This is a genomic window from Streptomyces sp. NPDC088350 (assembly GCF_044753545.1).
Classification (GTDB): domain Bacteria; phylum Actinomycetota; class Actinomycetes; order Streptomycetales; family Streptomycetaceae; genus Streptomyces.
The window spans coordinates 30,695-48,901 of record NZ_JBIVNL010000023.1; the positions used below are offsets into that span (position 1 = coordinate 30,695).

General features: G+C 67.4%; 16 protein-coding genes and 1 pseudogene. 12 read left to right on the forward strand and 5 right to left on the reverse strand.

Features of this window, described 5'->3' with window-relative positions; translation table 11 throughout:
- Window positions 1-40 precede the first annotated feature (40 nt).
- Window positions 41-658 (forward strand): LysE family translocator, encoded by a 618-nt coding sequence (locus ACIQBL_RS46800; RefSeq protein ID WP_401954880.1) that lies wholly within the window; start codon window positions 41-43, stop codon window positions 656-658.
- A 334-nt stretch (window positions 659-992) separates the two neighbouring features.
- Here the strand turns inward: ACIQBL_RS46800 and ACIQBL_RS46805 are convergent, their stop codons facing one another.
- On the reverse strand, window positions 993-1,541 hold the full coding sequence (locus ACIQBL_RS46805; RefSeq protein ID WP_401955002.1) for a Uma2 family endonuclease: 549 nt from the start codon (window positions 1,539-1,541) through the stop codon (window positions 993-995).
- A gap of 291 nt (window positions 1,542-1,832) precedes the next feature.
- Between ACIQBL_RS46805 and ACIQBL_RS46810 the strand changes: the two genes are divergently transcribed.
- From ACIQBL_RS46810 to ACIQBL_RS46855, 10 genes are all read left to right on the forward strand, one after another.
- Window positions 1,833-2,165: a transposase gene (locus ACIQBL_RS46810; protein ID WP_401954883.1), complete on the forward strand. Its 333-nt coding sequence runs from the start codon at window positions 1,833-1,835 to the stop codon at window positions 2,163-2,165.
- On the forward strand, window positions 2,149-3,243 hold the full coding sequence (locus ACIQBL_RS46815; RefSeq protein WP_401954886.1) for a transposase: 1,095 nt from the start codon (window positions 2,149-2,151) through the stop codon (window positions 3,241-3,243). Before ACIQBL_RS46810 ends, ACIQBL_RS46815 begins: the two co-directional genes overlap by 17 nt.
- A 249-nt stretch (window positions 3,244-3,492) precedes the next feature.
- The gene (locus tag ACIQBL_RS46820; RefSeq protein ID WP_401954889.1) at window positions 3,493-5,307 is read left to right on the forward strand and encodes a hypothetical protein; all 1,815 of its coding nucleotides are present in this window, start codon (window positions 3,493-3,495) and stop codon (window positions 5,305-5,307) included.
- Window positions 5,295-5,783 carry a hypothetical protein gene (locus ACIQBL_RS46825; protein ID WP_401954892.1) on the forward strand — a complete coding sequence of 163 codons (489 nt, stop codon included), beginning with the start codon at window positions 5,295-5,297 and terminating at the stop codon, window positions 5,781-5,783. Before ACIQBL_RS46820 ends, ACIQBL_RS46825 begins: the two co-directional genes overlap by 13 nt.
- 83 nt (window positions 5,784-5,866) lie before the next feature.
- Complete coding sequence (locus ACIQBL_RS46830) at window positions 5,867-6,346, forward strand: hypothetical protein (protein WP_401954894.1); 480 nt, start codon at window positions 5,867-5,869, stop codon at window positions 6,344-6,346.
- Window positions 6,347-6,543: 197 nt separating this feature from the next.
- Window positions 6,544-6,927, forward strand: a complete 384-nt coding sequence (locus tag ACIQBL_RS46835; RefSeq protein WP_401954897.1) for a hypothetical protein — start codon at window positions 6,544-6,546, stop codon at window positions 6,925-6,927.
- Between the two features lie 292 nt (window positions 6,928-7,219).
- Complete coding sequence (locus tag ACIQBL_RS46840) at window positions 7,220-7,552, forward strand: transposase family protein (RefSeq protein WP_401954900.1); 333 nt, start codon at window positions 7,220-7,222, stop codon at window positions 7,550-7,552.
- A complete protein-coding gene (locus ACIQBL_RS46845) occupies window positions 7,537-7,971 on the forward strand; it encodes a hypothetical protein (RefSeq protein WP_401954903.1) in 435 nt (144 codons plus the stop codon). Before ACIQBL_RS46840 ends, ACIQBL_RS46845 begins: the two co-directional genes overlap by 16 nt.
- Window positions 7,972-8,299: 328 nt before the next feature.
- Entirely contained in the window at window positions 8,300-9,430 is a 1,131-nt protein-coding gene (locus ACIQBL_RS46850) for an IS4 family transposase (protein ID WP_401954906.1), read from the forward strand.
- 435 nt (window positions 9,431-9,865) lie between these two features.
- Window positions 9,866-10,615: a DUF429 domain-containing protein gene (locus ACIQBL_RS46855; RefSeq protein WP_401954908.1), complete on the forward strand. Its 750-nt coding sequence runs from the start codon at window positions 9,866-9,868 to the stop codon at window positions 10,613-10,615.
- Window positions 10,616-10,877: 262 nt separating this feature from the next.
- On the opposite strand, the gene ACIQBL_RS46860 is transcribed toward ACIQBL_RS46855, so the two are convergent.
- Window positions 10,878-11,498 carry a hypothetical protein gene (locus tag ACIQBL_RS46860; RefSeq protein ID WP_401954911.1) on the reverse strand — a complete coding sequence of 207 codons (621 nt, stop codon included), beginning with the start codon at window positions 11,496-11,498 and terminating at the stop codon, window positions 10,878-10,880.
- Window positions 11,499-11,821: 323 nt separating this feature from the next.
- Entirely contained in the window at window positions 11,822-12,577 is a 756-nt protein-coding gene (locus ACIQBL_RS46865) for a DsbA family protein (protein ID WP_401954913.1), read from the reverse strand.
- A gap of 1 nt (window position 12,578) precedes the next feature.
- Between ACIQBL_RS46865 and ACIQBL_RS46870 the strand changes: the two genes are divergently transcribed.
- Window positions 12,579-12,809 (forward strand): DUF6009 family protein, encoded by a 231-nt coding sequence (locus tag ACIQBL_RS46870; protein ID WP_401955004.1) that lies wholly within the window; start codon window positions 12,579-12,581, stop codon window positions 12,807-12,809.
- Between the two features lie 33 nt (window positions 12,810-12,842).
- On the opposite strand, the gene ACIQBL_RS46875 is transcribed toward ACIQBL_RS46870, so the two are convergent.
- Window positions 12,843-15,587 (reverse strand): FG-GAP repeat domain-containing protein, encoded by a 2,745-nt coding sequence (locus ACIQBL_RS46875; RefSeq protein ID WP_401954916.1) that lies wholly within the window; start codon window positions 15,585-15,587, stop codon window positions 12,843-12,845.
- A gap of 623 nt (window positions 15,588-16,210) precedes the next feature.
- A pseudogene (locus ACIQBL_RS46880) lies at window positions 16,211-17,983 on the reverse strand (IS481 family transposase).
- Window positions 17,984-18,207: the final 224 nt, after the last annotated feature.

Here is an 18,207-nt window from a genome sequence, read left to right on the forward strand (position 1 = left end):
TTCCTCCGGTAAAAGTGGGTGGAAGAAAGAGCAAGTGATCATGACTGCAAGCATGTTGATGGCTTTCCTGGCCGTGGATCTGCTTCTGGTGTTCAGTCCCGGGGCGGACTGGGCCTACGCGATCTCGGCCGGGTTGCGGGGGCGGTCGGTCGTCCCCGCGGTGGCGGGGCTGGTGGCGGGGTATGCCGGATACACCCTGCTCGCCGTGGCCGGCCTCGTGGTGATCGTCGCGAGTTCCGCGACTCTGCTCACCGTGCTGACGGCCCTCGGCGCCGCCTATTTGATGTGGCTCGGCTGGACGGTCCTGAGGTCGCCGGTCACCCTGGGCACCTCCACGGAGGCCATGGCCACCTCCCGTCGTCGGATCATGCTGAAGGGCGCCGGTATCAGCGGCCTGAACCCCAAGGCGCTGCTGCTGTACTTCTCCCTGTTCCCCCAGTTCATCGACCCTGCGGCGGGCCTGCCCGTCGCCGTTCAGACCGGCATGCTCGGCGTGTTGCACATGGCGCTCTGCGCCGTCGTCTACCTCGCCGTCGGGATGTTCTCCCGCACCGTGCTGCAGAGCCGGCCGACGGCGGCGCGCGCCGTCACCCGCGTCAGCGGCGTCATGATGATGGTCATCGGCGGGTTCCTTCTCGTGGAACGGCTGGCCGGCTGACTGCTTCAGCAGACCGCGATCCGCTGGATCCGCAGGGCTTCCGTCCTGCCTGCGCGGTGGCGCCCCCTAAAGGGGATGCCCACGCCTGCGACCCACTTTGGAAGGTTCCCGGGTGCGAGAACGCGGGCTCACACTGCTCGCCACCCCTCAGCCCCGACCACCCAGGTGCCGGGCGTGCCGCTGAGCAGGAGACGACGATGTCCCCGACCACCGAAACAGCGACGGACAGACCGCCCAAGGCCACGATGCGCCGCATCGCCATGGCCAGCTGCGCGGGCACCACGACAGTAGTGGTGGCCTGCTGCGGCGGGCGCCGGCCCACCGCCCCTCTGGGTCACGGTACGAGCGCGTCGAGATCGATATCCATCGGGAAGGGAACAGAGACCTTCAGCCGACCTCGGTGGATGCCTGTGGGCACATAGGTACTGGTCATGGCATCGAGCTCGTATGTGTGGACAGTGGGGGCGCCCGCCTCGTCCTCGATACGCCAGAAGTGGGGGATCTTGGCCTGGCCATACTTGAAGGGTTTCAGAGACCGGTCACGGTCCGCCGACTCCTCCGAGACGACCTCGACGACCAAAGCGACATCCTCGGGCGCGTACCACGTGCGGTCAGGATCATATGCGGCGGTGGAGACAAGGATGTCGGGCTCAGGCCGGCTCTTCCTGTCCAGGCGGACCGTCATCTCCCGCTCCGCCTCGAAGCCCGCGGGAGCTGCCTGTCGCAAGCCGAACGTGAGACTCTCCACGAGCCGGGAATGCCAGGACCGCTGCGGCGACATCATGAAGATCAATGCTCCGTCGATGAGTTCAGTGTGCCGCGGCGCCTGCGGAAGATGGTCAAGGTCCTCCGCCTCCCAACCACTCGGCCTGGGCGGGATCATCCAGTCAGGAAGTCCGGCGGTCACGGCTGCCTCCAGGCGCCTTCAAAAGTGGTCAAGGGACCTTGCTCCCGGAACACGGACACAGGCCACACGATCAGTAACAGCCTAGTTGATGCAGCCAGAGGCCTGGTAGATCGGGCAGGCGCGTGGTCGGATGCAGGGGTATCTGTTGCGGGGGACCCGGCAGCAGTTCACCACCTACCGGTAGTCCGTTAAACCCGGCGGTAGCGGGACTTGACGGCTCCTCGGAGTGCTCGTAGAGCGGAAGGAGACCGTTCTCAGGGAGGAGCGATGACCGAGCGACGTGCCTGCCCGCCCGCTCCGGGCCCGCTGGAGGAGTACGCGGCCCGCTTTGATGACCTGCTGGTCTCGCTCGCCCAGCGGCGCGGCCTGCGCGAGTACCTCGCTGCCCTGTTGGCGCCGCGCGACCGCAACAAGACTCTGACCTGTCTGGCCGGAGCCGAGCCGGTGACCGGCTCGAAGGACGCGGCCGTGCAGCGACTGCAGTTCTTCCTGTCGGAGTCCAGTTGGGACGATGTGAAGGTCAACGACCGGCGTCTGCAGTTGATGCGCGCCGATCCGGCCACCGCCCCACACGATCAGAGGGGTGCTGGTCATCGATGATTCCGGCGACCGCAAGGACGGCACCGCCACCGCGCACGTGGGCCGGCAGTGGCTGGGCCGGCTGGGCAAGACCGACAACGGGATCGTCACGGTCACCAGGGTGTGGACCGACGGGCGGATCCACTACCCGCTGCACGCGCAGCCCTACACCCCGGCCCACCACTTCGCCCGCGGCCGGGCCGACCCCGACTTCCGTACCAAGCCGCAGATCTCGGCCGCTCTCGCGGCCCAAGGCAAGCAGGCGGGCTTCGCGTGCCGGGCCGTGGTGGCCGACTGCGCCTACCCGGTCAGTGACGACTGGTACCTGGCACTGCGCGAGGCCGGCCTTCCCTACGTGGTGGCACTGCGGCCGCACCGCGGCAGCTGGGCACCCGCCGACGAGCCGCACACCCCGATCGACGCCGCCCGCGCCCTGACCGGCACCGATCCCGAGAATCCAAGCGACTGGAGGCCCATCGCGCGCCGCTTCCGCGACGGGCACACCGAGACCTGGTGGGCCGCCGATGCGACGCTGGGCGGCTACGGCCCGAACAGCACCTGCCGCCTGGTCGTGGCCACCAGCGACCCGGGCACCCTGCCGGAGAAGGCCACCTGGTATCTGACCACCAACCTGCCCCATCCCGACGCTCCGCACGCCGCCACCAGCACGCATTCGCCCGCCGACCTCGCTGAGATCGTCCGGGTCTACGGGCTGCGGCCATGGATCGAGCAGAGCTACAAACAGATCAAGGACGAGCTCGGCTGGGCCGACTTCCAGGTCCGCTCCGCGAAGGCCATCCACCGTCACCAGACCCTGGTCAACTGCGCGTTCTCCTTCTGCTGGGACCAGTGGTTCGCGCCGCCCGTACCGCTGGACACCACCGCACCAGAGTCCTGCCCCGACGAGAGGGCAGAGAGGGGGACCCGGCATGCCCCACCAGCCCCAACCGCCCTGCCGGCCCAGGGCCTTACGCGCCGTCCGCTCCTGGCTCACCCCGGCGATCAACCTGGCCCACTGGTGGCGGGCCTGGACCGACCAAGACCCGCCACCCGAACTCCAAGCCCTCCTCGACGCCGTCACCGCCGGAAGACCCCTTGATCTCTACCGCCGGGTTTAACGGAATACCAGTAGGTGGTGAACTGCTGGTTCTGCGCTAATTATTGACGAGGTGCCAGGGATGATCAGGCGATGGATTCGTGCAGGTCAGCACCCATCAGCCCTCATCTTCTTTATGCTTCCTTTAGTCAAGGATCGTTGTTTGTTTAAGTAAGTGATCTTTACGATCCTCCGACATGGACATGCCTCCCATCAGGGAGTGAATTCCATGAAATATAGGGGGGTTCACATATGTTGCAAGCGAGACGTACAAGACATAGACGTCTGTCCCTGGCCGTCGTCTTCTTCACGGTCCTTGCCGGCTTCGGCCTGACCAGCATCGCCCAGGCAGGTGCCACCACTACGAGCGGGAACTTCTCCGCTATCTCGCCCTCTGCCAAAATCGTCGACACGCGCTCGGCGCTCGGCGTCGGCAGCGCGCTCGGTGCGGCTTCGACCGCCGCCTTCCAGGTACTGGGGCAGGGCGGCATCCCCAGTTCCGGTGTGTCGGCCGTGTCGCTGGACATCACCGCGGCCAACGCCACCTCGTCCGGCAGCTACCTGGAGCTGTGGCCCGACGGCACCACCAGGCCCAACCCGGCGTCCGTCATCAACTTCTCCAGCAGCGCGGACGCAAGCAACTCGGCCATCGTGGCAGTCGGTTCGGACGGGAAGATCGACGCCTACAACTCCAGCGGCACCGTCGACCTCATCGTGAGCGTCAACGGCTATTTCACCTCCGACGGCGGCACCGCCTCCCCGGGCGGGTACGTTCCCGTCACGCAGTCACGACTCGTCGACACCCGTGACGGCACCGGCGCCACACAGGCGAAGATCGCACCCGGTGGCACGCTGAACGTCCAGATCGACGGTAAGGACGGCATCACCGACGAGGGGTCGGTCTATGCCAACATCACCGTCCCCTCTCCCGGCAGCGCCGGGACCCTGTACGCGTACGCCACCGGAGGATCGTCCGGGCAGCCGGTCGTCGACTACAAGAGCGTCACCACGTCGCAGGGCGCGGTGATCCCCGTAGGCGCAAACGGCCAGATCACTCTGAAGAACGGGTCGTCCACCCAGTCGGTCGACGTGATCCTCGACGTCTACGGCTACTTCACCCAGGCAACTTCCGGTGACGGGGTCTTCACCGCCACCCAGGACCGCCTGCTCGACACCCGCACCACCACCGCCATCCCGGCCGACAGCAGCGTCAGCGTGACCGTGGCGGGCAACGACGGCATCCCCACGTCCTTCGGCGCGGCCGTACTCAACCTGACCACGACCGGTCAGCAGAACTCAGGCTATCTTCGCGTGTGGCCGACCGGGCAGCCAATGCCGTCGACGACGTCGGTGGACAACTTCCAGGCGAACACCTCGACCACCGACCTCGTGATCGCCCAGCCGGGTGACCAGGGCGCGGTAAGCATTTACAACGCCAGCGGTGGCACCATCCATCTCATCGTCGACCTGCAAGGATGGTTCTCCGCCGACGGCAACGACGACAGCGGCACCCTGAGCACGCTGCCGCCGGTCGATCCCGCGGAGACGGACCTGACCGACGCGCCGACGGACCCTGCGGCCGTCACGTCCGAGCCGGCGGCCCCCACGGACACCCCGACCGGCAATGTGCCCGCCGGTCGGTTCTGCGACTCGGGCGGTGTCTACCGGCCCACTCACCTCGGAGGCAGATATATTCAAGGCATCGGCGCCACCCAATCCAACTTCAACAACAGCCCCCTCAAGCAGAGCGCCACGTTCTCGGCCGAGGCGTCAGGAACCGTCGGCATCAGCTTCAGCGGCTCGCTGAAGGTCACGCTCAGTGAGCTCGTCTCACGCCAGGAAGCCACCTTCGGCGTCAACCTGTCAGCATCACTGACCGCGAAACTGGGCAACTCGGTAACCTCCGCCATCCCGGCGCACAAGACCCTCAACGCCAAGTACGGCGTTTGGCGACGACGTGTCACCGGCACCAGCTACTACGTGTACAGCAACTGCGAGAGCTCCAAGGCTTCGACAATCGTCTCGTACACGCCTTACACCGTCGGCTGGTACACATGGCTAAGCTGACCAAGGTCCGTGCGGTAGTGACGATCGCCTTCGCGGCGAGCGTTCCCCTCATCGTGGGCTGCACAGCGCACAACGGTCAGAGCTCACCGCGCAAAACCCCGACAGCCTCAGCATCGCCTTCCCCTCGTTCTTCTGTCATTGATCTGACGAAGACTCCGCCCGACATCTCCGGTTCGGCCAAGGCCCTCATCCGTCTGGCGAACAGGACAGGGTCGGAAGAGGTGGCCGTGATCGGGAACATCAAGGCGGGGACTGTTGCTGTGGCGACCGAATGCACCGGCGAGGGGAAAACGACCATAGTAATCGGGAAACTGGCCACCTACACCATCCCGTGCGCGGCCACACCCTCGACGACCTACAACGAAATCGGCTTGGGCAGCAGCAAGCAACAGGTCAAAATCACGGTTACGGCCAGCCCTGGAGTCCACTGGGGACTATCCGTCGGATGGCGCTCTGGATTCCAGCGTCCCTCCTGAACAGTGCGGCTCCGTGCATCGGGCCCCAGGGATGTCTCGACTGATTCTCCGGGGCCCGGAGTGTTTTTATGCTGGGCTCTCGCGTGCGACTCGGGCACCGCACCCGCGACCACGCCCACCACCGCGAGGAGATCCGCCGGCTCAAGGTTGCCGCGTTCAGCCACCTCGACTACCCCGGCGCCCGCCAGGCGATCCAAGTCGTACGGTGGCGACGCGACTTGAGCACCGGGAAGCTGACCATCGAGCGCGTCTACCTGATCACCAGCCTGAGCGTCTTCGACGCCACCTGCACCGAACTCGCCACCTGGATCAGAGGCCACTGGGGCATCGAGAACCTCCTGCACCACGTGCGGGACGGCACGTTCCGCGAGGACGCAAAGTCTGCACCGGCACCCTGCCCCGCGCCGTGGCCTCCCTGTGCAACCTCGCCATCAGCGTCTTCCGTCAGGACGGCCAGACCAACATCGCCGCCGCCTTCCGCCACACCGGCCGCGACTACCACCGGCCCCTGCGAGCCCTCGGTCTCACGTGACGAACCCAGACAGATCTCGATCATGCAATGACCCTGCGCAGAGACCCTCGGTCCCAGCAGGGAATTCGTCGTGCGCTCGACCAGAGGCGAAGCGCATGAATGAGAACTGGAGTATCGAACTCCGAGCGATGACCTGGGCATTTAAGGCCAGCCGAAAAAGCATGGGCATGTTGCATTACCGCTGACAACCTTGCTACTGCATGTCAGGTCCGCGCCCAGCGCGCGAACTTGATCCAGTTCACAGACCACATCAACAGGGGAGAATCCGTGGCAGGTTCACTCAAGAGGCTTGGCATTGTTTCCATGGGCGCCCTCTCCCTGATCGGCAGTGTCGCCGTCGGCACAGCTTCGGCCGCTGGTCAGAGCGCCGACACCGTCACCCCGAACATCGTCACGACGCCCTGTGCCAACTACAAGAGCAATGGCGTCTCGTGGGGGGCCAACTGCACCATCCCCTCAGGCAACGGCGGATCGATAACATACTGCTCTAGCGGTACCAAGATCGTCGGTCCGCTTCTCACTCCGACGTACTATCCTGAGACGTACTACTTCTTCGGAAGTTGCGCCGGCTACGGCACGATCACCAGTGTCACCGTCTACTGGACCGCGTGACGGTCGAGTATAGGCTCTCCGCAGGTTGTTGTGACCCCGTCCTCATTTCGGCGGCCAGTCGCTCCAAGCCATCGCTTGGCATATCGGGATGGGGTCGCTCGGATTTTCCGGTGTACCGGTCCCGCCCGCGAACACGGTCTCCCGCGCAGCGGAATGAGGCTCGCCATTATGTGGCTCCTGGCCGGCTTCGCGGGCGGCTCCGATCTGTTCGGCTTCCGCCCACGCGGCAGTCACCAGGGCGATTTCAAAATCGAGATGGTCTCGTAGGTGTGCAGGTCACGGCGGTGTGACGATGATCGGTGGGCGCGCGACGTATGCAGCGAAGCCCCGTTGTGCAGGTGACCTTCCCAAGTCGCCCTCGCGTCAGCACCGCGCGCATCCACGTCTGTCGCGGCGGCTGGTCACGCTGGCCGATCCGCGCCACCGGCGCGGGAGGCGTCACTCGTTCGTGAGCGTTCTGCTGGTCGCCTGCTCCGCCGTACTGGCCGGAGCCCGCTCGTTCACGGCGATCGGACAGTTGGCCAAGGCAGCCCCGCAGACAACCCTCGCCCGGCTCGGTGCCGCGTCGCCACGGTGTTCAGCGTCCGCATCGCACGGAGCGCGGCGACCGTGCGCCGCATCCTGAACGCGGTCTGCCCGGGCGGGCTCGCCGATCTGCTCGGCACCGATCCAGCCGGGGCCGGCACCCTCGCGGTGGACGGCAAGAGCGCCCGGGGCTCGCGCACCGTCACCAGCCCGGCCGCGCACCTGCTGGCCGCGATGACCGGTGCCGGGCAAACGGTCACCCAGTTGCGGGTGCCGGACAAGACCAACGAGATCACCTGTTTCGCCGCCCTGCTGGAGCCGTTCGACCTGGCCGGAGTGACGGCGACCGCCGACGCGCTGCACATCCAGCGCGCCCATGCCCGGTTCCTGGTGGTCAAGGCCAACCAGCCCGGGCTGTTGCGGCAGTTGAGGGCACTGCCGTGGAAACATGCCACGGCCCGGCGCTACGACCGCGAGACGGGGCACGGCCGCAAGGAAACGAGGGCGACCAGGCCTTGACGGTCACCGACCTCGGCCTGGACTTTCCCCACGCTGTCCAGGCCGTGAAAATCCTGCGCCACCGAACCGACATCAGGACCTGCAAGGTCACCCGGCAGACCGTTTAGCGCTCACCGACCCGACAGCCCGCCAGGCATCCCCCGTTATCTTCTTCGCGGTTCCGCAATGGGACCGCTGGCCTCCGGGCCCGGCATGACTGTTCCCCCCTGTCGAACGGATGACAATGCCGTTGCTTTTGCGAGGGTCGAGTGGTTGAAGTCGTGTGCTGATATCGCGACTTGAGCGACTGGGGTTGGGAGTCCTGACCCGGTCGTGTCCGCCTGAGCTGGTGGACCGGGTGGTGGGTGACGCGGGGCGTTCGGAGAAGCGTCGGCGTCTGTTGTCCGCCCGGTTCACGGTGTATTTCGTCCTGGCGATGTGCTTGTTCCCGCAGGCCGACTACCTGGAGGTCCTGAAGCTGGTGAAGACCGGCGACAAGGGATTGCGGTCCTGGTCCGGGGTGAACAAGTCGTCGCTGACCAGGGCCTGGCAGCGACTCGGCTGGCCGGTGATGCGGGAACTGTTCCGGTCCGTGGCCCGGCCGCTCGGCGCGGACGGCGAGCTGTTCCGAGGGCTGCGGGTGCTGGCCCTGGACGGGATACTGCTGGCCGTGCCCGACTCCGCGGGCAACAACGACGCTTTCGGCAAGTCCGGATCCCAGCGCAGTCCCATGGGCTATCCGCAGGCCAGAGTGGTCGCGGTGGCCGAGTGTTCTTCTCACGCCGTCCTGGACGCCGCGATCGGCGGTTTCAAGGATTCCGAGCGCATCGTCTCCGACGCCCTGGACGCTCATGCCGGGACGGGCACGCTGTTGCTGGCCGACCGGGGACTGCGGGGTCTGGCCCGCTGGCACCGGCTCCGGGACCAGGGAACACACCTGCTGTGGCGCATCGAACGACGCAAAGCCCGCCGCGTCCAGGACGTCCTGCCCGACGGCAGCTACCTCGCCCGGATCGAGGCGAACAAACACAGCAAGGCGGCCGGAACCGTCAAGGCGCCGCCGGCGCTGGTCCGGGTGATCGAGTACCGCGTCGACGGGCAGGCCGACATCGTCCGGCTCATCACCAGTCTGACCGACCACGAGAAGTACCCCGCCGAAGAACTCGCCGTCCTCTACGCCCGGCGCTGGGAGATCGAGCTCGTCTTCGACGAGATCAAGACCCACCAACGCGGGCGGCCGGTGCTCAGGTCGCAGACACCGGACGGCGTGCGGCAGGAGATCTATGCGCACTTGATCGTGCACCATGCCACCCGGGATCTGCTGGAGGAGGCCGCCCGCCTGCACCGCAGCATCGCCGAGCGGACCTCGTTCACCCGGGCCCTGCACGTCGTCCGCCGCTCGGTGATCTCACCGAGCGGCTTTTCCCCCCTCAGCCCGCAAGCGGGACCGACGCCTGGGACTCTCCGAAATCGGTCGTAGTCTGCTGCCCCGCCGAAGATCCCGTGACTGCCCTCGCAAGATCCGTTCCTGCGTCACCGGCTACACCAGCAAAGCCCCAGGCGAACCCTCCAGCAGCCGTCGCCCACCGGTCGCCGTGACCTTGAACAACCGGTGGCACGACCACTAAAGCAACGGCATTGCCGCGCCGGGCATGGGGGGCAGCAGCCCGATCTCTCCCCGGTGTGCCGGCGGTTGCCGCAGGCCGGCCGGCGCTGCCGGGTACAGACCGGGGCGCCGTTTCGGCGCGGTCCTCGACTGGCTGCTCCGCCGTAGGCGAGGGGGACCGGGTGGCTGCGGCAGATCTGCGCTGTGCGCGGGGCGGCGGGTGCGGACGGAGGGAGGCAGACGTCCACTGCAGGCATAGTCTGACTGTCTTCGACGAGAGACCTGCAGCGCCTACAGGGGGAAGAACAGGTGGAGCGCACCATCGGTGTCGATCTGGCGGTGGGGTCGCGCTCCACAGCGGCTACAGCGGTCTGCTGGGGCCCGGACGGGGCAGAGGCGATGACTCCGACGGTCGGGTGCGGGGACGAGGATCTGCTGGAACTGCTTTCAGGTCTCGCGCCGGGCGAGCGCGCGGGGGTCGACTGCCCGTTTGGCTGGCCGGCGGCGTTCGTCGAAGCCGTGGCGGCGCACGCGGGCCACCAGCCGTGGCCGGGGCGCACGGGTCGGGCAGAGCACTATGCCCGGCTGCGGTTGCGGACGACTGACCGGGCCGCGGATGCGGTGCTCCGGCCTTTGGTCGGGCGCGGTCCGCTCTCGGTGTCGATGGACAAACTGGGGGCGACCGCAGCGCGCTGGGCCTACCTTGCTGACCAACTTGCCCTTGGAGGCCACCCCGTTGACCGGACCGGCGCCGGACCGGTGGTGGAGGTGTATCCGGCCGGCGCCCGCGCCGTATGGCGCCTGGACGGTACGCGCTCCACAGAGGCACTGCTCAAGGCAGCCCCATGGCTACGGTTCGAACCCGGCACCCAGCAGATGTACGAGAAGAATGAGCACGCCTTCGATGCGCTGATCGCCGCCCTCGTCGCCCGGGCCGCAGTCCTGGGCCTGACATCCAAGCCTCGAGGCGAACAGGAGGACCGGGCTGCCGCCGTGGAGGGTTGGATGCACCTTCCCGAACCTGGCAGTTTGATCAGGCTCGACCCATCAGCCCCCTGACCACCTGCTCTTGACCGTCCCGCCTCGGTCGCCCTTGCCGGCGTCGCGGCAGCAAGCGGAGCCCCTTACCGTCCCCAGATCACCGACGAGTTCGGCGTCGCTCGCCCCACCGTCTACCGCCACCTCTGCAAGGCCACCGAGCGGACGAAGGCTCCCGCACAGGTGCACCGCCCCAGGCCATCGTGACGTAGGGCTCGCCGGTCGACTGGGTTTCCTTCGCGAGCCTGGCTCCGGGCGCGTCCCAAGCGTTGTGTCCTGTGCTCTACCTGGTGAGGCCGGCGCGGCGCTGGTAGCTGCGGAGCGCCAACCAGACGGGCGGGACAATGGTGAGCAGAGTAGCGGGCCACACGGAGGCTGCTGCGCCGTTGCCAGCGCTCAGCCAGTGCCACAGCCAGGCTATCCACGCGGGTTCGAGGGCGATGAACATCCAGCCCAGATCGGCGTTCGCATGCCGGTCGGCAGCCCGGCGGCGCAGGAAATACCCCACTACAGCGGGCAGAGCCATCGCGGCTGCCAGCAGGGCCACGGCGATGACGGCACCTTCTCCACTGTCATCATGATCGGAACGGTCAGCTGCACCGAACTGCGAATACGCCGGACCGGAAGCTACGGGCTCGAATGGCGGGCCCAGCGGCTCGGCGATGGCCCACTGGTTGGTGGGCGCGTGTGGTCCGGCGCTGGCGGTAGGGGGTGATCCGGTGTAGTAGGTGTAACCGTATCGCTCCTGCGGACCGAGCTGTTCGTTGTGCGTGTAGGTGTTGCCGTGCCCGTCGTGCGTCTTACGGCTGTAGACGGCGCCGTTGGCGTCGTTGTAGTACTCCGTCGTCCCCTGGCCAGGGTGCAGGATCTGATTCGGATCGGGGATGTACCGCTCGTGATCCACTCTGCCTCCAAGAGCTCAGCACAGGGTGACAGGGGATCACCGGTGCATAGTCTGGCAGCGCATGACGCCATGCGGTGCGAATTGTGCTGCATCCCGTCGGTCTGCTTCAGGCGCAACGTCTCGGCTTGACCGTGTTGCCCCAGGCCGGCACGAGCGACGGAGCGGATGCCCGATACAACGCAGGTGAACTCACCGTCCATCAGATTGCCGAAGGGGTCGGCGTCACTACAGCTGCTCAAGACAGCCCTTCCTCGTGACAGTGGGGAAAGAGCATGGCTGGCTGGTGGGCGGTCGGGCCCCGGAAGCCTCCGGCAGATCTCGCCTCATGTTGCTGCGCTGATCACCTTTGCGAGGTACTGGTCGAAGAGGTCGGCCTTGTAGAGGAGTCCGCTGTATTTGACGGGGATGCGGTACCCGTTGACTTCGGCGGTGGGTGTGCCGGGCCCGGCGTGCCCGTTGTAATGTCCAGCGGTGGCGAACACCTTCTCTGCGGAGTCCACGAAGGCCTGGTACTTCATGGACTTCACGGCGGTGTCGAAGGAGGGGTTCCGCAGCCCCTTCACCTTGCTGGCCAGTTGCAGCAGGCGCGCGGTGGTGAAGCCGTCCACCTCCTCGGAGGGCTGGTTCTGGTAGAGGACGGTGTGGTACTCGGCGAACTTTCCCCTCGCCAGCGCCGCGCGCAGGGCGTTGACCGCCTTCGTCGACCCGTTTCCGCCCAGCCGTGGGTCCAGGAATGACGCCATCGTGTACTCGACCTTGACCTTGTGCCGCAGAACCCATTTGGTCAGGACCGGGCCGCCGCCCGTGGTTTCGAATTCCTTGCAGTAGGGGCAGCGCGGGTCTTCGTAGAGGTGCACGGTCACCTGCGCCTGTGGGTCGCCCACCAGAATGCTCGTGCCGTCCGATTCCACCTGCTCGGGCACGTCGCCCAACCGGGGGTAGTCGGTTTTGGCCGCTGTTGGTTGCCCGCCGTCGGCCGCGGTGACCGGGTGCCGGGACCCGCAGCTCACCAGGGCCGCACCGAGCACGCCTGTCAGTACGGCTGCCGTCAGCCGTCTACTTCCGCGGTTCAACCGCATGATGCCCCCTGTGGTCTTGGAGTGGGAGGCTAGGCCATCCGCTGTGGGACCGAGGCTGCGGGGTTCGATTCTTCCGTCGCACGACCGTGACAGCCTTCCCGGCGGCTTGTACCGGGAAGGCGCTCCGGGCGAAGCCGTGGACCCGCGCACCATCGAGGTGAAGAAGGTGGGGGGGGAGGAGACCTCGTGCTCGCAGAGCGGGCCGGCCGCCATAACCGGCTCCCGCTCCTGAGTCAGGCTTCTTGGCCATGTGCTTGGTTCCCTCTTAGAAGAGACCCTTGTAGCCCTGCCAGCCGCTGGCGATCTTCACACGCCCCCCAAACGATCCCTTGCCGTCGCCGTTGTTGCGCCAGACGCTCCCGCTGCTGTCCCGGGAGACCAGGTCGGCCTTGCCGTCTCCGGTGATGTCCCCGACGCCGATGATCGCGTTGTACGAGCCGCCCCAGTTGCCGAACAGCTTCACCCGTGCCGTGAAGGTGCCGTTGCCCTTGCCGTAGTACCGGTACAGGTTGTTTGACGTGTCCTGGGCGAGCAGGTCGCCGATGCCGTCGCCGTTGAGGTCCCCGGCGCCCACGACCTTCTTGTACGTCTTCCAGTTGTCGTACAGCTTCACCCGCGCCGACAGCGTGCCCGCGCTGGTGCCCTTGTAGAGGTAGACGGTCCCGGTCGAGGAGTTTCGCGCGATCAGGTCGGGGCGGCCGTCCTTGGTCACGTCACCGGGCGCGGTCAGCACGTCGTACTGGTTCCAGCCGGACGTGCCCAGCGAGGAGTACGGCGTCGACGGCTTCAGCGCGGCGCCGCAGCCCGGCTTGTAGGCGCGCAGGGCGCCGTTGCTCAGCCGCACCAGGACGTCGTTGCAGCGGTCCCCGCTGAGGTCGCCGAACGGCACCGCCTTGACCGAGGCCGCCCAGCCGCTGCTGCTCACCTTCTCCAAGAAGATGCCCTTGCCCGTGCCTTGCTGGAAAGTGAGCGCGCCGGAGGAGTTGAGTGTGAGTAGATCGCCGATGCCGTCCCGGCCCGCGTGGTCCCGCCGCACGGGAGCAGCGAGAGTCCCGGCCGTCATCAGATGGATGCGTTCGCCGGCGTCCACGAAAGCCACGCGGCCGCTGTCAGGGTCCAGGGTCCAGCGGATCCGTCGGTCTGAGGTGCTGCCCTCGGGCATGAGGTTCTTGGTCGCGGGCTGATCAGCCAGATCGGAGGTGACCGCCTGCCCGGAGCGGACGTCGGTGCGCACCAGCTTTCCGCGCTCGTTGTCATGGCGGACCAGGAACCCGTCGGCCAGCAGCGCGTCCCCCACGGGCACAGACACCGACCGTCCGCGGGAGCGGTCGAACACGCCGGCCTTCTTCTGCGCGGCGCACGCCCAGTAGACGAAACGGCCGTTGACCTGCAGCTCGCTGGGCACGCACGCCGAGCCTACGTTGACGTCGACCGCCGAGGCGGTCGAGCCGAGGCGGCTCATCGACAGGTGTCCGGCGGTGGAGGTCGTGGTCCACAGCTGTCCGTCCCACAGGGTGGCGGCCACGGCCGTGCGTGTCGACACGACCTTGGACTGCGTCCAGTCGACGAGGAACTGCTTGCGGTTCGGGCCGCCCGAGAGCAGCGCGTACCGTCCCTCCGCGGCGCTCACCTCACCGTAGAAGCCGTCAACGGTCAGCGTCTGGACCTCACCGGTGGGTGTACGGCGGTGTACCAGCCCGGAGTTGTCCAGGTCGTTGTAGACGACGGATCCGTCGCCGGTGCCGAACAGCCGCACACAGCTGTACGTGAAAATGCACGGTTTTATCCCTCCGCCGGCCTGCCGGACCGGCCCCACCTGGGGGACCGCGTCGGCCGACACGGTGCGCGTGTTGAACATGACGTCGTAGGACGGGGGCGCGGTCTGGTCGGTCCAGGCAAGGGTGCCGCCCGCCAGCGACAGCCCGTCGACGGGCGCGGGCACCGGCGGCAGGTCCATCAGCGCATCGGTGACGATCTGCCCGTCCGGTGCCTCGGAGAGCCGGTACATGCCCCAGTGCGCCTTGTCGGGACCGCCCACCACGACCGCCGATCCGTCCGCCGACGCGTGGACCCAGCCGTCCATCTGCGGGAGCAGCGTGCGCCATTCCCCGGCGTCGGTCAGGGGCCGCGTGAGCACGGCACGTGTCTCGTCGCCGTAGGTGGCCACCACGACGTCGTCACCGACGACCGTGAAGTCGGTCTTCCCCTCGGTGCCCTGGGCCGGAACGGTGATTACCGGTCCGTCCAGCGTGTCGCGGCGCAACAGCCGCGCACCGGCGCCTGGGTACCACCAGCCGACATAGTCCCTGCTCAGGACAGGCAACCGGGCCGAGTTCGTGTTGTAGGGGGCGAACACCTTGGTCCAGGTTCCGTCGCGGACGTCGACGAGCACGAGCTGGTTGAGGAAGACCTGGGGGTCCTCGGTCGGCACGCGGTAGCGCAGCAGCAGCGAGCGGCCGTCCTTCCCACTCAACGCGAGGAGCTGCGCGTCGGCAGGCCAGCCGGTCACCTTCGTGTCCTCGGTGCCGCCCCCGGCCGCCCGCTTCAGCAAGTGCAGTTCGCGCACGTTGGTCGAGCCGCCCAGGTACGCGACCACGGCACCCTCGCCGGCCGTTCCCGCATAGGTCAGACCGGCCGGGACGGTCACCGAGCCCCGGTCCTCGCCGGAGCCCATCGCGCGGAACCGCACGACGCGTCGGCCCTCGGCGTCGGTCGACAGGGTGTAGGTGGTGTCCGACTGGGCGAGCGCGTTGGGCTGTTGAGTGTCGGCGAACTCCGTCACCTGCCGGGTTCGGCGCGTCGCATAGTCGGTCCAGAGCCAGCCCGTGGAACCTTCAGGGTTCGACAGCACACCTGTGTCTCCGAAGCCGATGAACACCGGGTTGCGCGTGGTGCTCCGGTCCGCAGCGGGGAGCACGACCTCGCCCGCCCCGACGACGTCAGCACCGACGGCCACCGCCATCCCTGTCGGCACGGCGCCCGGAGCACCCGCGGCGAGAGTGACGGTCACGAATAGGGCCGCACCCCCTCTGCCGAACAGACAGCGTCGCACGACCTTGCTGACCCCCATGGAACCCCCGGCCCCTCGCCCTGCCAGCTGCGGCCCCAGTAGCCCCGACAGCTGTGAATGAAATGTGCATGCCCTGAGTGGGCGACGGGAGCCTATCAGTGCACGCCAGTGGGGCCGCCGGGATTACCGGGGCAGGGGAAGGGCCCGCACGACTCATGGGTTCGACCTGCGCGACGCCTTTAAAAGAGCGTTTTGTCCTGTCAGGGATGTTTGGTAAGTCGCGCGCCACATCACTGACCGGCCCGGCGGCGGCCTCTGGTGCTCACCTGTCACAGCGCGGGACGACACCGGCGCCCCCACGGGCACAGCGTGGACCGCCTGGTGCCAGCAGAGCGACGACCTGCGTGAGGGGGAGTACCTCCACCCCGAGTACGGGCTGCCCTACGACCAACTCGTCACGGTCGAACCACTGCCTGGGTGTCAACGGCCATTTGTAATCCCCGGTGGCGGCCAGATGTCCCTTGCGCTTGTGAGGTCCGGGGAGATGCTTGACAGTTCAGTCCCGGGACTTACTTGACGGTGTCCCGCATGATCCTTGACGGCTCCAGGTGATGGTTGACGGGTCAGCGCGCGTCTGCGCGGTAGCGGGTCACAGGGTCGCCCTTGCGGGGGTGGGTGGAGATCTCGACCTCGCCGTCGAGTACACGGAAGCAGGTCTCCTCGATGACCACGGTGACGGTCTTGCCGGCGTGTGCGACGCCGGGACGGAGTTTCTGCCGTGCGACGACGAAGGTGCCGTCGGCTCCGACGCGCCGGATGGCCCGCCGTGGCTGGGACGGGGGCGGCGGCAGCGGTGTCGTGGCGACCCGGGCGCCGGTGAGTTTGGCGCGTCGCTGGTGCGGGATCGGGCAGGGTCTTGACCAGGAGTCCGGCGTGGATGACGTACATCATGCTGCCGTCGAAGCGCAGGATGACGCGTTTGCCGATGAGTTCGGAGCCGAGGGCGACGGGGGTCTGCCCGAGCGAGACCAGGCCGTCCTTGGACGCCTTGCGCTCGACCTCGACCACCGTTGCGGGCGCCAGGGGTTTGTCCGCGCTGATGCCTCCCCGTGGCTCGGGCCCGCCGGGCCGGCCGCCCCGCATGATCAGCCAATGAAGGTCGGCGTCGGTGAAGGCCATCGAGCGGGTCCGTATGAGTTGTCCGTCGAGCAGGACGTGGACGGTGCGGTGGCTCACCCAGACCGTGACAGTCCGGCCGACCAGGGTCGGGCTGAACTTCAGGCTCTGTCCCTGCGGCCGGGGCTGATCAGCGCCTCAAACTCCACCGCCTGGATTCGGGTGCTTTCCTCGGACGAGCTGGGTGGAGGCAGCACTGGAAGCCGCATGGGCTCGGAGGGCGTCGGCGCGGGCTCCGCCGCCACCGTGGCCGAGGGTGCCGAGGCACCGGACGTGAGCGTGTGCGGCCGGAATACTTGGGCCGGGGTGGCCATCTCCAGCGACTGATGAGGGCGGGTGTGGTTGTAGGCGTGGACCCAGGCGTCGATCGCGGTCTGTGCGGCGGCCGGGTCAGCGAAGGGCCCGGAGTGGTCCAGCATCTCGCGACGCAGAGTCTTGTGGAATCGTTCGATTTTGCCCGTCGTGGTTGGTGACCTGGGCTTGGTCAGGCGCTGGTTGATGCCGTTCTCGCGGCATACGCGCTCGAACGTCACCTCGTTCGGCAGCGGTTTGGAGTAACGGCGGGTGAACTGCTTGCCATTGTCGGTCAGCATCTCCGACGGGACTCCGAACCGGCGCATCGCCCCGATGAACGCCTCGCACACGGCCCGCCCGGTCGGCTGCACCACCACGGTGGCGATCACGACGAACCGTGAGCAGTCGTCGATCCCGGTAACGAGCTTGCACTCCCGTCCGTCCGCGAGGAACACCCCGCCCATCAGGTCCATCTGCCACAACTGCATCGGCGCGTCCCGCTGCCACCGCTTGTAGACGCGGCGGTGGACCTGGACCTGATGGTTGACCAGGCCGTTGCGGACCAGGACTCGGTGCACCGTCGACCGGCCCGGCGCGTCCGGCATGCCGCGGACCACCAGTTCGTGGGCGATGCGGCGGGCTCCCCACTTCGGGTACGTCTGCCGCAGCTGGCAGATGGCGAGTTCGACGTCGACCGGTACTCGCGACGGCGACGTGTGCGGCCGGCGCGAGCGGTCCCTCAGGCCGTCCCGTCCGCCTTCGCGGAATCGCCGCAACCAGGTGTGCAACGACTGGCGCGACGTGCCGTACCGTCGGGCGACCTCGGCCACCGGCGCCCCGTCCAGCACCTCCGACACGGCCCGGAACCGATGCTCCACTGTCCAGTCTTCGTCTCCTGCCCCAGGAGACTCGGGTATTTCGATCATGCTCAACGCAACGAAGCGGCAGTCAAGAATGTCCCCGGCCCGTTAAAGATCACCTGCGACCGTCAAGCAAGTCCCGCGTCTCCTATGTCAAGCATCTCCTGGGACTGCACAGTCACCTGGGGCTCGCATCTATCGGATCAGCACCCGAGCAGACCTTGACCAGCTCGTCGGGGAGTACCCGCTACCGGCGGGCACGTTCCCACTCCTGCATCGCTCCGCCCCGG

Coding starts and splice junctions, on each gene's coding strand:
- ACIQBL_RS46820 (WP_401954889.1), top strand. CDS start 3,493: ATGTTGCAAGCGAGACGTACAAGACATAGACGTCTGTCCCTGGCCGTC.
- ACIQBL_RS46810 (WP_401954883.1), top strand. CDS start 1,833: ATGACCGAGCGACGTGCCTGCCCGCCCGCTCCGGGCCCGCTGGAGGAG.
- ACIQBL_RS46870 (WP_401955004.1), top strand. CDS start 12,579: ATGCCCCCTGTGGTCTTGGAGTGGGAGGCTAGGCCATCCGCTGTGGGA.
- ACIQBL_RS46825 (WP_401954892.1), top strand. CDS start 5,295: ATGGCTAAGCTGACCAAGGTCCGTGCGGTAGTGACGATCGCCTTCGCG.
- ACIQBL_RS46865 (WP_401954913.1), bottom strand. CDS start 12,577: ATGCGGTTGAACCGCGGAAGTAGACGGCTGACGGCAGCCGTACTGACA.
- ACIQBL_RS46805 (WP_401955002.1), bottom strand. CDS start 1,541: ATGATCCCGCCCAGGCCGAGTGGTTGGGAGGCGGAGGACCTTGACCAT.
- ACIQBL_RS46800 (WP_401954880.1), top strand. CDS start 41: ATGACTGCAAGCATGTTGATGGCTTTCCTGGCCGTGGATCTGCTTCTG.
- ACIQBL_RS46840 (WP_401954900.1), top strand. CDS start 7,220: ATGATCGGTGGGCGCGCGACGTATGCAGCGAAGCCCCGTTGTGCAGGT.